This window comes from Paenibacillus sp. J2R1T-4, assembly GCF_059692235.1.
In genome coordinates this window covers 23637-36619 of sequence record NZ_JCAUBA010000014.1, presented here as the reverse complement: position 1 = coordinate 36619, position 12983 = coordinate 23637, and the positions used below count along the sequence as shown (strand labels likewise).

The 12983-nt window shown below is 44.5% G+C and carries 15 protein-coding genes; 12 read left to right on the top strand and 3 right to left on the bottom strand.

The features are described from left to right. The first annotated feature begins 18 nt into the window (after positions 1 to 18). Positions 19 to 948 (top strand): N-acetylneuraminate lyase, encoded by a 930-nt coding sequence (locus AC58QD_RS21665; protein ID WP_497337095.1) that lies wholly within the window; start codon positions 19 to 21, stop codon positions 946 to 948. A gap of 98 nt (positions 949 to 1046) precedes the next feature. Here the strand turns inward: AC58QD_RS21665 and AC58QD_RS21660 are convergent, their stop codons facing one another. Beyond that, positions 1047 to 1232, bottom strand: a complete 186-nt coding sequence (locus tag AC58QD_RS21660; RefSeq protein ID WP_497337094.1) for a CDGSH iron-sulfur domain-containing protein — start codon at positions 1230 to 1232, stop codon at positions 1047 to 1049. 206 nt (positions 1233 to 1438) lie between these two features. On the opposite strand from AC58QD_RS21660, the gene AC58QD_RS21655 reads away from it, so the two are divergent. The 3 genes from AC58QD_RS21655 (at position 1439) to AC58QD_RS21645 (ending at position 2773) form a co-directional block, all read left to right on the top strand. Continuing rightward, positions 1439 to 1876, top strand: coding sequence for an NUDIX domain-containing protein (locus AC58QD_RS21655; protein ID WP_497337093.1), 438 nt, complete (start codon positions 1439 to 1441; stop codon positions 1874 to 1876). 27 nt (positions 1877 to 1903) lie between these two features. Further along, the gene (gene csaA, locus AC58QD_RS21650; protein WP_497337092.1) at positions 1904 to 2233 is read left to right on the top strand and encodes a chaperone CsaA; all 330 of its coding nucleotides are present in this window, start codon (positions 1904 to 1906) and stop codon (positions 2231 to 2233) included. 357 nt (positions 2234 to 2590) lie between these two features. Continuing rightward, complete coding sequence (locus AC58QD_RS21645; RefSeq protein WP_497337091.1) at positions 2591 to 2773, top strand: NUDIX domain-containing protein; 183 nt, start codon at positions 2591 to 2593, stop codon at positions 2771 to 2773. 122 nt (positions 2774 to 2895) lie between these two features. On the opposite strand, the gene AC58QD_RS21640 is transcribed toward AC58QD_RS21645, so the two are convergent. Further along, positions 2896 to 3543: a PadR family transcriptional regulator gene (locus AC58QD_RS21640; protein ID WP_497337090.1), complete on the bottom strand. Its 648-nt coding sequence runs from the start codon at positions 3541 to 3543 to the stop codon at positions 2896 to 2898. Between the two features lie 180 nt (positions 3544 to 3723). Here AC58QD_RS21640 and AC58QD_RS21635 point away from each other — a divergent pair, with 180 nt between their 5' ends. Then, positions 3724 to 4227 carry a hypothetical protein gene (locus AC58QD_RS21635; protein WP_497337089.1) on the top strand — a complete coding sequence of 168 codons (504 nt, stop codon included), beginning with the start codon at positions 3724 to 3726 and terminating at the stop codon, positions 4225 to 4227. A gap of 2 nt (positions 4228 to 4229) precedes the next feature. Further along, positions 4230 to 5132, top strand: a complete 903-nt coding sequence (locus AC58QD_RS21630) for an alpha/beta fold hydrolase (RefSeq protein ID WP_497337088.1) — start codon at positions 4230 to 4232, stop codon at positions 5130 to 5132. Positions 5133 to 5581: 449 nt separating this feature from the next. Here AC58QD_RS21630 and AC58QD_RS21625 read toward each other — a convergent pair whose 3' ends face one another. After that, positions 5582 to 5758 (bottom strand): hypothetical protein, encoded by a 177-nt coding sequence (locus AC58QD_RS21625; RefSeq protein WP_497337087.1) that lies wholly within the window; start codon positions 5756 to 5758, stop codon positions 5582 to 5584. A 175-nt stretch (positions 5759 to 5933) separates the two neighbouring features. Here AC58QD_RS21625 and AC58QD_RS21620 point away from each other — a divergent pair, with 175 nt between their 5' ends. The 6 genes from AC58QD_RS21620 (at position 5934) to AC58QD_RS21595 (ending at position 12942) form a co-directional block, all read left to right on the top strand. Beyond that, the gene (locus AC58QD_RS21620; RefSeq protein ID WP_497337086.1) at positions 5934 to 6590 is read left to right on the top strand and encodes a cysteine hydrolase family protein; all 657 of its coding nucleotides are present in this window, start codon (positions 5934 to 5936) and stop codon (positions 6588 to 6590) included. 75 nt (positions 6591 to 6665) lie between these two features. Next, positions 6666 to 6812: a YfhD family protein gene (locus AC58QD_RS21615; protein WP_497337085.1), complete on the top strand. Its 147-nt coding sequence runs from the start codon at positions 6666 to 6668 to the stop codon at positions 6810 to 6812. 183 nt (positions 6813 to 6995) lie between these two features. Further along, positions 6996 to 8267 (top strand): ABC transporter substrate-binding protein, encoded by a 1272-nt coding sequence (locus AC58QD_RS21610; RefSeq protein ID WP_497337084.1) that lies wholly within the window; start codon positions 6996 to 6998, stop codon positions 8265 to 8267. A 278-nt stretch (positions 8268 to 8545) separates the two neighbouring features. Continuing rightward, positions 8546 to 10843, top strand: a complete 2298-nt coding sequence (locus AC58QD_RS21605) for a helix-turn-helix domain-containing protein (RefSeq protein WP_497337083.1) — start codon at positions 8546 to 8548, stop codon at positions 10841 to 10843. Between the two features lie 299 nt (positions 10844 to 11142). Next, the gene (locus AC58QD_RS21600) at positions 11143 to 12039 is read left to right on the top strand and encodes an ABC transporter permease (protein ID WP_497337216.1); all 897 of its coding nucleotides are present in this window, start codon (positions 11143 to 11145) and stop codon (positions 12037 to 12039) included. A gap of 18 nt (positions 12040 to 12057) precedes the next feature. Further along, complete coding sequence (locus AC58QD_RS21595) at positions 12058 to 12942, top strand: carbohydrate ABC transporter permease (protein WP_497337082.1); 885 nt, start codon at positions 12058 to 12060, stop codon at positions 12940 to 12942. The last annotated feature ends 41 nt before the right edge of the window (positions 12943 to 12983 follow it).

The following is a 12983-nucleotide window of genomic DNA, read 5'->3' as shown; positions in this document are numbered from 1 at the left end:
AAGGGAGGAAATAATCGGTTGACTAAAAACAAAGAACAACACTCCGCGTTTCACGGTATTTTTACAGCGTTGCTGACACCGATGTATGAGAATGGCATGATCGATTTCAAGTCTTTGGCAAGACTGGTGGAGCATCAAATTGGTCAGGGCATCCATGGGTTTTATGTGGGGGGAAGTACGGGCGAAGGATTTATTTTGACAAGCGATGAGCGGGAGCAAATATTGGAGACGGTTGTTCAATTGGTGGCCGGTCGGGTTACAATTATTGCGCATGTCGGCTGTATCAGCACCCTGGAATCGATCCGGCTTGCCAAACACGCGCAAAAGCAAGGCGTCGACGCGGTATCGGCAGTCGTTCCTTTCTTCTACAAGGTGACGATTGAAGAAATTAGTCAGCATTACGAGGCCATTATGGCCGCGGTCTCACTGCCGATGATCATCTACCATTTCCCCGGAGCCACAGGTGTCAGCCTGTCTATGGAGTTCTACGAGCAGATGAGCCGTAATCCGCAATGCATCGGTCTAAAATTCACATCGATGAATTTGTTTGAGATGCAGCAAATTCGGGCGAGATGCGGCAGCGAGTTCCTGATCTTTAATGGACATGATGAGGTTTATATGGGGGGCACTTATGCGGGAGCGGACGGAGCGATAGGCAGTACGTTCAACATGATGCCAGGCTTGTTTGCGCAAATGTATGGGATGATTGCGGGGGAAGAGCAGCCACATATACCAACACTGCAGTCCATGCAATCGGAAGCAAACGAAGTGATTGCGAATATGATTCAATTCGATGTTATTCCATATGAGAAATATATCCTATATTTGCAGGGAGTTATCGCATCCTGGGCCGTCCGTCAACCACTTAAGCGCTTTACTGAAGAAGAACGTGAGCGGATCAAGGCATTCTACGAAGGGAGCGACGTGTTACATCGTCATTTACCGTGATTAACTATTTAATTTTTGACAAAGAAATTCTCTAAAGTAACAAATAAAAAAATGGGCAGTCACGTCTATTGACTGTCCATTTTGAATTTAAAAACGGGTTAAGCTCTTACCTTACTTTCGAGTTTACCTTTATGGGCACCGTTGCAAAATGGTTTGTTGGATGACAGCCCGCAACGACAGAGATAAACTTTGTCTTTTGTTTCCAGTTGGTTTCCTTCTCCATCAATCAAGGTAACTCCGCTTACCAATAATGGTCCATCATCTAATATTTTAATTTCCGCCATAACTTTACACCTCCTACTATTTTATTTATAACAATAATCACTACACATAGAACAAAAGACGTTACTTCACTTAAACGGGCTATTATTGATGGTTTATATTACGATATTTATTAATTATAATCGTTATTCCTAATGATGTTGTTTTCCCTTTAATATATGATTGAGGAAATGTTCCGAATGGTTGATATATAGGGAGGTTGATCCAAATGAGTGTAAAGTTTCGTCACATTGCACGCGCAATCATAATTAGTGATAATCAAATTTTGATCGCACGAATGAAAGGAGCTCATTCGTTTTTACCTGGTGGTGGTATTGAACTAGGAGAAGGTGCACAAACTGCATTAAAAAGAGAATTAGAAGAGGAATTAGGTATTACTTCTTGTGAAATTACACGTTTTCTTGGAGTCGTTGAGTTTGGCCTTGAAGATAACAATTATCATGAAATAAACCACCTTTTTGAAGTGAAGAGTAAACAGTTGGTCGCTGGTGTTTCCCCTCAATCATTGGAATCCCATCTTGAGTTTTTCTGGATTGAGCCAACACTGGACAACCTTAAGGAGATTAACGTTTTACCATATCTTGTTCAGGAAATGATTCCGCATATTTTAAAAGAAGACAAACCACTCTGGGTCAGCAATATGTAGCATGATATTCCGTCGTTGGAGGTAAGTATGGCTAACTATCAGGACTTTACTGCTTTAGATATTCGAATTGGTACCATAATAAAAGCCGAGCATTTCCTCGAAGCAGTAAAACCAGCAATTAAGCTAGAAATTGATTTTGGAAGTATGGGAATAAAATCCTCTTCAGCACAATTAACAGAAAGATACAAACCTGAACAATTAGTGGGAAGGCAGATTGTAGCTGTAGTAAACTTTCCGCCCAAACGTATCGCTGGATTTAAATCTGAAGTGCTAGTTCTGGGCGGAGTTCCTGGAGAAGGGGACGTAGTTCTTTTGCAACCGGATGTCATTGTTGTAAATGGAACGCCAATCGCTTAGTTAAGGTGGTTCCACTAACTTCTAATCCGAATTGCGTACAATCAAATAGGCAATTAATCCAATAGGGCCAAGCGCCAAAACGATAAGAGCCCACAGACAACCTATGTTTCCCCCTCTCTTGTCTGATGCGTCACTCCAAACCCAAAACAATGCAATGAACGAAAGGACCCACAGGATAATCATGAATGTCATGTGTTATTTGTTCCTTTCTTTATTAAGTCAGATCATGGCAAGGCACCACTCGTTGAATATCGAGTGGAGGTATGACTTGAAAAGTCGTGCCAGAAACTTCTCCTTTTAACTTAATGTTATTCATGAGCAAAATGAGTAGAACCCTGCAGAGGTGGGAACTAGCATATGAAGATTCCTGGAGGGCATATTGAGTCTGGAGAAACTCCAATCGGAGCAATGAAAAGAGAATTATACGAAAAAACACGTGCTTTGATTGACCTACCTCAGATGCTTGGCTATGAATTAATTAGATTACATAAGAAGCCTGAGAATTATAAGTATTCTTTTCCTGATATGGGTACAAGATAATTTGGCGTTTTATGAAGAAGCGCTAAGAAGGGTAAATAGTAATTAATAGACTTAACGAATATAATAGTTTCAAATATGACAAATCAGGCTGCCGAGGGGATTCCATCGGCAGCCTGGCTTCGTTAAGTTGTTCCTTTATTGTCATCCTCTGAGTAATCTTGGGAGGGTTCTTTGAAGTGTATTGCCCAGACCCAATGGTCGTTCTTCCACTCCGTTATGACCTCACCTTCAATGTCTTTCATGAATTGACCTACCCAATTTCGTTCTGCTTCGAGTAAAGCCAATGAATACTCCTGTTCGATGACAAAAAGCCGATCAATTCCCATCGCTAGAGTGGCCTCCATTGAAGAACGGACGTCTTGTATTTGTTTGACAAGCGTTGCGAATCGTTCCTTCAGAAGATCAAGGGCATCTTGTGGCGGCAGATGAGCTAGAAAAGAAAGCCCGGCAGCAAACTGCGGATATTCTTTCACAGGCAAGCGCAACAAGGAACGCAACCAATCGAGGAACTCAACCCTTCCTGCTGATGTAGGTTCATAGATTGTGCGCTCGGGATGTTTACCTTCCCGTTCGGTGCCTACCGGCTGAATCTGGTTGGTTTTCAATAAAGTGTCGATAACGGCGTAAAGCGAACCTGTGTTTAATTTGATGCTGTCGGAGATGCCTCGCTGACGCATTGTAACCCCGATTTCATAAGGATGCATCGGACGTTCATGCAGCAAAGACAAGATGGCCAGAGCCAGTAAATTGCTTCTTTTTGGTTTGGGCATGCCGTTCCCGGCTCCTTTCTATTTACAAAGAATGTTGTTTACGCTGTAGATTCAACTCATTATAGCTTATGTAAATTATTTTGAAAACAATAGTTGACTTAGTTTAGTTTGAATAATATAGTTTAAATAAACTATATAATAATTGAACTTACAACAACAATCTGGAAGGAGATATACGAAATGAAAGACAAATTGGCATTTTTATCATTGTTTATAACAGTCTTGCTCTTTGGTGTACTGAATGGGGGAGGTCTATATGAGGAGATCATAGTTGCTCCAGTTTGGAGCGCATCACCACCCACATCCCTTGCTTTGATTCAGGGACCAAACGGGCTCTCTCTAACTGATTTTTGGATCCCTTTTCATATTGCTGCTAATATTTTTCTCATTATCGCTTTAATACTCAATTGGAGGAGTCATAAACGGAGATTCTACCTGTTGATTGTACTTGGTATTTATATAACTATTCGGGTAGTAACTTTTGCCTATTTTGCTCCTGAGATCATCGCTTTTGAGAATACAGCCACCCAAAAACCTTATTCCCCTGAACTTGCAGCTCGTGTGGAGAGATGGGTCACGCTCAGCTGGTTCCGAACAATCGGTGAAATCGGAATTAATATCATTCTTTTACTGGCCATCATTCAACCAGTTAAAGCGAAATCAATAACAGAAGTGCGGGGGTAGCGATGCCGATCAAATATGAATCGACAACAGCAGCACATGTGCACTATACAACCAACTCTGTAACCTCTAAAGACGGTACCATCATAAGCTACCGCCAACTCGGCCACGGTCCGGGCTTGGTGGTTGTGCATGGCACCATGGAGTCGGCCCAAAGCCACATGCAGCTCGCCGAGGCACTGGCTGATTCTTTCACAGTTTACTTGCCCGATCGCCGTGGCCGCGGACTAAGCGGCCCGTACTGCGATAACTATTGCATACAGAAGGACATTGAAGATATGGACGCCCTCCTTAATAAAACGAGCTCCCACTATGTCTTTGGAGTCAGCGTAGGCGCCATTATCTGCCTTCAAGCGGCACTCACCCTACCCGCCATACACAAAGCCGTCATTTTTGAACCGCCGCTCGTAATCAACGGCTCTGTATCAACAGACTTCTTGAATCGCTATGACAGGGAGATCGCTGAAGGCAAGGTGGCCTCAGCTCTTGTTACAGGCATGATAGGTTCACAAATGGGGCCGCCAATATTCAACTTTATCCCCCGCAGGTTGCTCGAGCTACTGACGAAGATGATGTTGGCAAGCGAGGATAAGAAGGCCGGTGGAGACTACGTAACGATGAGGATGCTTGCTCCGACGATGCACTATGACCTTCAGCTGGCCGTCGAATCGGAAGGGATGCTGGAGAACTTCAGGGCAATACGCTCGGAGGTGCTTTTACTCGGTAGCAGCAAGAGCCCGACTTACTTCAAAGTCGCCCTTGACGCCCTGGTAAAGCTCTTGCCGCATGCCAAACGGATTGAGTTCCACGGACTTAATCATGGAGCCTCTGGCAATACCAATAGAGGCGGCAAGCCGGAACGTGTGGCGCAAGAACTGCGCCGGTTTTTTCTCGAACCGCTAACTTAGTGGAAGGTAATCTTGTGGGCAAAATATAGAACACATGGCACTCCAAGTTCGTTGAGTGGACCGGCTTTGCAACACTTTATGTGTAAGTAGTCATTTACGCAAATTATAATATCTGAGATCAGTTAGCCAGTGCTAGTATAGGTTATATGGGCAAAAAAGACGGATTTTTCTAGGATAACAAGTTTTACTATTGGTTATTGGGCTAGAATTGAGGAGTATCGGTTCATTATGCGGAAATAAGGGATAGTCAAATTGGCTAAATAGTGCCTGAGTGATGAAATGGTCCAAATAGACAATAGTAACATGGCTTATCTGTAGGCATGGTAACACTGACATCCAGGATGGCATGAAAAGCAGTAGTGAAGGAGCAAAGAGCAGGGATATTTTGCTTGATGGAAGGCGAAAGACCTAAGTATTAAAAGGGACGGGGGTTAATCACCCCCTCCTACTTAATTATCGATGATCTCGTCCAGTGAAGTGTGCGGATCGCGGTTCGCCGCTTTAGCGATTTCACGATCTGTTTCATTTTCGCCTTGGATTGCTTCAGCTGCTTCCGCCTGCTGGTTCAATTGCTCCTCAATTTGTCCGATACCGTGCGCCTCTTGATGATTTCGACTTGTTGTCAACGTAGATCACCTCCGGATTATAGGGAATTCCCCATCTTTTACTATGCCTCATTTAAACTTCAGTTATAATGAATTTTAATCACCCAACTATTGGAAATATCGTATAAATTATAAATATTGCTGCAGAATTAATGGCGGGGTTTTTTATTAACTTCAAGGAGGGCCGGAGGATACCATGAATAATTCTCTCATTGTACCTGTTAGAAAATATAAAGCTGATCCAGAGTTGAAAATTGAATTGATTGCTCAAAAAACAGCATTCGTATTAGTAGACTGTGATGAATCAAGCGGAAACGACCCAATTATTGAGAATCAAATCTATAACTCACTGGGTTTTGCTCGAGAGTTAGGTATGCCGATTATATACTTACACAACGTTATTCAGGGTGTGGGTGGACCGAATGATGTAACTCGGAGGATTCATGGTCTTCAGTATCTGGAGAACAGTTGGAAGCCTTTAATTCCTTCATTTAATAAGTTGATAACACCATTACCAGGCGAAGCCATAATACCAAAGTCGGGTAAGGATGGTTTCCATGGAACTGTACTTGATTATTATTTGAAAACGTGGCAAGTAGACACTATTATAGCTGTAGGATTTCACATTAAATCATGTTTTTTTCATACCTGTATGAGTGCCCGGCATCATAATTATCGGGTTATCATGCTACGGGATTGTACCGACACTTACGAATTTCCCGACACAATAGATCCTGATAATGTAGAGGGTGGTTGGATGAGATTTGTTTTTTTACGCTTATACGAAACTGATATCGGTTATACATCTACATCAACAGAACTCTTAAAATCAAGGACCGGTGAAGGTGAATAATTTTCTTAAGATGGTTTAATACTATTCCAGGTTAAAGTTGGAATACGAAATCATACTTGCGGAGGTTAGAAGCTGATGGACCAAGAAGAAACGAGACAAGCAAACGGAGAATTACCTGTTGCTAAGAATGAAGATGTAGAGTTTTCCGTAGAACTGGCAGACGAGGACGATCGGGAAGCTATGCAACGCGCTGAAGAAGCGGATCAAAGGGCAGAGCAGTAAAATAGCATAGAGGTGTCAGAAGGATAACGATTACGGGGGAGTTGCCAAGCGGCAGCTCCTTTTTTTAATATATACGTAAAATCGAACAAAAAGGCACCCTTTTAGAACACATCCTACATAGTAGTAAACTATTATAATTGTTACAATTATCCATATATAAAAGATAAGTGGAGGGGATTATACTTGAGAAAACCTTTCTTATGTCTTGTGATCGTGTTTATGCTTTTATTCGTGCTGGGATGTAACTCAAAAAATATTGAGCCCCGAACCTTAACCTTTTACACGGATGGAGCCTTCCCAGAACAAAAAAAGCTTTATGATAGAGCGAAAGAGCAGTTTGAGAAAGAACATCCAGGTGTCACAGTGAATTATGTTTATTTCAACGGAAACACTTTTACAACGGCTGCTTACAAGAAAGGGATTGACGACTTAATCCAAGAGGAGAATTCGCCGGATATTGTTAGTGGTGGTCCGAGTTTTTTTACTGACTTGGGTAAGGAAGAATACTTGTATGATATTAACATCCTTGCTAAAAGAAACGACTTCCATTTAGAAGATTATTTCGAACGACCTATGCTGACTAACTTAACTTTCAATCAAAAACAGTTAGCGATCCCCACCAGTGTAACGCCAATGGTTGTATTTTATAACAAGTCTGTATTCATGAATGCAGGACTCCCGGAACCGACGAAGGAATGGACCTGGGATGATCTTGCAGACGCTACACAGAAAATACAAAAACAGAGTGGTGGGCAAAAAATTGCAACTGTTTTTCCTTATTTGAATGCAACTACGCTGTCCCTTAGTAATGGTGGAAGTATTCTCTCACCAGACGGGTTAACGTACAAAGGTTACCTGGATGGGGAACGAAGTGTTGAAGCGATTTCCTGGTATGCGAGTAAAGTCAGGGATGGCCTTTTTAATCCGTTACCTGCTCCTACTCAAGATCCTATGATCCAATTGCAGAGCGGTTCTGTTGGAATGTATATAACCTATTTCAGTACTTTTTCTGTAATTACCCCTGAAAATCGAGACAATATAGGGATAGCTGTATTGCCATTTTTTGCGAACAAATCACGTGCAATATTCGGTACTTCTGCTGGCTTGGGGATTTTACAGAAATCAAAGAATCCAGATTTAGCTTTAGAGTTTCTCAAATTTATTACAATGGATAGAAACCAAATAAGTGAAGAGCTTTTTCGAAACGTAGGAATAGGTATGTCCAAAAAGGTGTTAGAATTCAATGAAGAAGATCCATATTTAAAAATTAAAATGGATTCTATACCGTATATGAAAAAAGATTTGCATCAACTTAATGCAAATTTTCTTGATGCGCAAATAACGTTTCGAAGAGGATTGGAGCAAATTGTGTTAAGGGGTACGGATTTCCAGAAGGAATTAAGTGATTTGGCTCAGGTAATGGACGATGAACTAAGAAAGAGCGAACAAGAATAGTGTTTTATTTATAAAAGTAAGGGGATCAGCTAATGCAAGGGTATAACGTTCTTATGATATACAGTAAAGATATGAGTTTATGAAAAAGGGATAGCGCGGATCACGGAGGGCATGATTGGAACTTCCTAGAAGGACGCAGTGAACCGAATATTTTTTGGACGAGCACCTGATGAGATGCAAAGCGGAGTTGCTTAGGCTCTAAAGAATTAGTATGCAAAGCGCTTTTATGGTCGCTATAATAAAGGAAATCATTAACGTAACGAATATGGAGGAGAAGCATGCATGCGATAAGAGATGCCATCCAATCGTTTCTCGCAAGAGGAATGTATTTCAGGAGGTTGCTAGGCTTCGGGATTGTTGCTCTATGCATCCCCATTCTTCTTGCCGCTTTATTGGCATATGCGATTGTCTCCAACCATTTGGAGCGGCAGGTAAACGTGGCTAATCTCGAAATGATCGAACAAATTCAGGAGCGCGTCGACAGCGCTTTGAAATCCATATCGAAGTCATCTCGTGGGATTACGCTCGACCCAGGCGTGCAGCAATATTTGTACCAGACTGATAGGCGCGATTTTGTCGAAATGATCGATCTGCTGGACAAGCTGACCGCAGCGTCAAGGTCAATTGAGTTTACGAATACGGTCAATCTGTTTTTACTGGAAGAGCGCTTCGTGCTGTCCAGCGAGAAAGGGTATCAGAAATTAGACGCTTTGCGGGACAGCTACCCGTTCCTCAATGCGGTCGGATCCATGTCCAAGCCAAAGTGGATGATGCTGAAGAAAGGCTCGAAAGACGTCATTGCCTACGTGCAGCCGCTCCCCATTTTCACCGATACTCCGCGAGCTTATTTGACCGTCGAGGTGGATGAAAGTTCTTTTCATTCGACCTTGCGTGCGGCGGAAAGGTTCAAATCGGGAAGCCTGATGCTTTTAGACGAAACGGGCACAGTCATCTCCCATAATGATAAGTCTCAGCTTGGCTCCATCCTTGGCGATAGTATGGAGGGTTGGAAGAAGAATCTGGATACGAACGGGCAAGCGGGCTTTTTCAAGCATGCAGGAGCCGGCTTATACACGGTTTACGCAAAATCAAATTTGAACGAATGGATGACGGTTCTCAATGTTCCGCTTTCAGTAATGACTTCACCAAAAACGCAGGTTGCGCAAATGACAGCGCTCGTTTGTCTGGGTTCGCTCATCTTGGGCATGCTGCTCATCTACTTGAATTCGAGAAGACTTTATGCGCCAATCCGCAATTTATTGAGGCAGGAAGCCGGAGCGCCATCTGTACTGGGAGGAACGAAAATAGATGAATGGACGCTCATACGCAATCATTGGGGCAACTTGAAAGACGAGATCGGCAAATATCATGACGTATCTAGCAAACAGACGCTTTCTTTGCGCGAATCGTTTATGATGCAAATCATTTACGGGCATTACGATAACGAGCAGCCGGATCGACTTCGGAAAATGGCTTTGCAGTATGACATTCAAGCCGATGCATGGTGGGACGTCATCTTAGTAGAACCTGAAAACTACGAGCAGTACAGCAGGTTTAAGAAGGATGACAGACACCTCATTCTATTGGCTATATCGAGCATTTGCCAGGATATGATGAAGCAACACAATGTGAACGGTTATTTCGTCTTCGGCCCGGATGCGGCCCGGTTAATTGTTGTCGCGCAAGTACCGATTGAGACGAAAGCGACACAGTGCCGGACGGTCCTCAATCAGTTAGCCGAATCGGTACGGATTTCCGTAAGCACTTATTTGAAATTCGACTGCTCGATCGGAATTGGAACGATATGCGACCGGATGGACGGAATCCGCCAATGTTATTCGGAAGCAGATGAAGCACTCGCGACGAGAGTCATGGTGGGTGGAAACCGGACGATCGCATTTGCGGATTTGCCGGCCTTACAGCACGAATTCGTCTATCCGTACGAGATCGAACAATCGTTGTTACAGGAACTGCAAAAAGGAAACCGGGAAAAATTCGGACACCAGTTTGAACAGTTCGTTCAGGCTGTTACGAAACGCAGTTATCCGGTTTCGGCGGTTTATGAATCGTTTCATGCCTTGTTCGTGCAGCTTTCGCACAAGACACACGAGCTATCACCGGAGCAAGCGAGGTTGCTGTCAGGAATGGAAGCGATGAAGCACATTTTATCCTGTCGGATGGCCGAAGATATGGTGCGATGGTTTGAAGAAAAGGTGTTCCCGGTTCTGCTGCCCATATTCGAGGATGCGGCGGACGACCGGGGCAAAATCATGATCGAAGCAGCCAAAGCATACGTTCAGGGACGGTTGGAGCTCGATCATTCGCTTACGTCGATGGCAGAATACGTGGGCGTCAGCCCCGCTTACTTCAGCAGGCTGTTCAACAAGCATACAGGCCATAACTTTATTCAACATGTTGCCGAGCTTAAGGTAGAACGCTCCAAGGAACTTCTACTGCACACCGATACGACGATCTCCGTAATCGCCGAGCAGGTTGGTTACAACGAACGAACGTTTCGCCGGGTTTTCAAGAAAATGACTGGTTATTCACCGGCCAGTTTCCGCAATCAGCAATAAAACGATGTGGAAGGCAAGTATACGCACGTAATATTCCGTCCATTTGGGCGGTCATTTTTTTATCCGGGCGAAGTTCCTGCAGTGTCGAAAATGTCCGGCGATGCTGAGAAAGCCTGATAGGACGCGTATTTTCGGGAGTGTCCACTGACGACAACGATTGAACCTATTCAGCCGCCCTGTTCCCGGATTAAGCTGTTTGTAGCCGGCTAACTAGAACGAAGGGAGTGAGGACGATTCGAAGCGCAGGTTCGCTAGAAGCCGTTCCCGTTGCCGTCAGGCGAGATCCAACCAAGCGTCTGATGTGGAAGCGGATGAAACGGTACAAATACATCTACATGCTGGCGTTTCCTACAGCGCTGTATTTTCTCGTTTTTAAGTACGTTCCAATGTGGGGCATCTTGCTTGCTTTTCAGGAGTACAGTCCATTCCGCGGATTTTGGAACAGCGAATGGGTTGGCTTCGAGCATTTTGCCCATCTATTCGCGAGCAATCAGTTTTGGAACTTATTCCGGAATACGCTGCTCATCAATTTGTTTGGACTCGTGTTTTATTTTCCGCTGCCGATCGCGTTGTCGCTCATGCTTAACGAAGTCGGTCGAGAGTCCGTAAAGCGGGTTATTCAGTCGATCGTTTATTTGCCACATTTCCTGTCGTGGGTCATCGTCGTCAGCTTTACTTATTTTTTTCTATCTGTTGATTTCGGGCTGGTTAACAAAGGGTTCGCCGCCTTGGGGTGGGACAAAATCAGCTTCATGTCGGAGCCGAACTACTTTTGGGGACTGCTGACCGCTCAAAGCATTTGGAAGGAAGTCGGCTGGGGGACGATCATCTTCTTGGCAGCGATCGCCGGAGTCGATCCGCAACTGTATGAGGCCGCTTACGTAGACGGAGCGGGCCGTCTGCGGCGGATGTGGCATATTACGCTGCCTGCGATCCGCAGTACCGCCGTTATTCTGCTCATTCTCCGGCTTGGCCATATGTTGGACGTTGGCTTTGAGCAGGTGCTGCTGATGCAAAGCCCTCTAGTGCTTCCTGTCGCCGAGGTGTTCGACACGTATGTATACAAGCGCGGGGTGCTTTCCGGTGAGCTGAGCTACAGCATAGCGGTCGGTTTGTTCAAATCGGTGGTCGGGCTGCTGCTTATCGTGTCGGCGAACCAGCTTGCCAAACGTTCCGGCGAAGAGGGACTTTACTGATCGAGAAAGGTGAAACCAATGATTAGGTCAAAAACTACTGCCGTTTCGAGAGCCGCCGATGCTTTAATCTACATCCTTCTTATCGGGGGCGCCCTTACGATGCTGTTTCCGTTCGTTTATATTTTGGCGGTTTCGTTCACGGATGAGAGTGTCTACGTAAGCGGGGAGCTCATGCTGCTGCCCACAAAATGGTCGCTGGATGCCTACCGGTACGTCTTGTCGACAGACAGCTTCTTTCATTCCTTTCGATCGACGGCATTCATTACGGTTGTCGGAACGGTTCTGAACCTGCTCTTTACAACGACATTCGCTTATGCGATGACAAAACAGGAGTTGCCTGGACGCCGCTTCCTGCTTCTGATGGTGTTGATCACCATGTTGTTCAGTGTGGGAATCGTGCCGAATTATTTGCTGGTCAAGGAGCTTGGGCTGATCAATTCGCTCTGGTCGCTTATTTTGCCAGGGCTGACCGGTGCGTGGAGCGTATTCGTTCTCAAATCGTTCTTTCAGAGCTTGCCCGCCAGCCTGGAGGATGCCGCCCAAATCGATGGCTGCAACGACATTCAAGTGTTCGTGCGGATTATTTTACCGCTGTCGCTGCCTGCGATCGCCGCTTTCTCACTGTTTTTCGCAGTGGCATTATGGAATACGTATTTCAGCGGTTTGCTGTATATAAGAGATGTGACAAAATGGCCGCTTCAGGTGCTGTTGCAGCAAATCGTGCTCGAACCGAACAGCAGTATGGTCGGGGACGCTACGCAATTCGATTCGGAGGCCAAGCTGCCTCCAGAGACGATTAAAATGGCCGCCTTAATGGTCGTTATGATGCCGATTTTATTGGTGTATCCGTTTTTGCAAAAATATTTTACCAAGGGCGTTCTGCTCGGATCGGTTAAGGGCTGAAAAGGGATGCCCTTCTCATGGATCGAATGACGAATATCAAA

Excerpts from the sequence above, each read along its gene's own strand:
- AC58QD_RS21660 (WP_497337094.1), bottom strand. The coding sequence starts at position 1,232 with ATGGCGGAAATTAAAATATTAGATGATGGACCATTATTGGTAAGCGGA.
- AC58QD_RS21655 (WP_497337093.1), top strand. The coding sequence starts at position 1,439 with ATGAGTGTAAAGTTTCGTCACATTGCACGCGCAATCATAATTAGTGAT.
- csaA (WP_497337092.1), top strand. The coding sequence starts at position 1,904 with ATGGCTAACTATCAGGACTTTACTGCTTTAGATATTCGAATTGGTACC.
- AC58QD_RS21645 (WP_497337091.1), top strand. The coding sequence starts at position 2,591 with ATGAAGATTCCTGGAGGGCATATTGAGTCTGGAGAAACTCCAATCGGA.
- AC58QD_RS21640 (WP_497337090.1), bottom strand. The coding sequence starts at position 3,543 with ATGCCCAAACCAAAAAGAAGCAATTTACTGGCTCTGGCCATCTTGTCT.
- AC58QD_RS21635 (WP_497337089.1), top strand. The coding sequence starts at position 3,724 with ATGAAAGACAAATTGGCATTTTTATCATTGTTTATAACAGTCTTGCTC.
- AC58QD_RS21630 (WP_497337088.1), top strand. The coding sequence starts at position 4,230 with ATGCCGATCAAATATGAATCGACAACAGCAGCACATGTGCACTATACA.
- AC58QD_RS21620 (WP_497337086.1), top strand. The coding sequence starts at position 5,934 with ATGAATAATTCTCTCATTGTACCTGTTAGAAAATATAAAGCTGATCCA.
- AC58QD_RS21615 (WP_497337085.1), top strand. The coding sequence starts at position 6,666 with ATGGACCAAGAAGAAACGAGACAAGCAAACGGAGAATTACCTGTTGCT.
- AC58QD_RS21605 (WP_497337083.1), top strand. The coding sequence starts at position 8,546 with ATGCATGCGATAAGAGATGCCATCCAATCGTTTCTCGCAAGAGGAATG.
- AC58QD_RS21600 (WP_497337216.1), top strand. The coding sequence starts at position 11,143 with ATGTGGAAGCGGATGAAACGGTACAAATACATCTACATGCTGGCGTTT.
- AC58QD_RS21595 (WP_497337082.1), top strand. The coding sequence starts at position 12,058 with ATGATTAGGTCAAAAACTACTGCCGTTTCGAGAGCCGCCGATGCTTTA.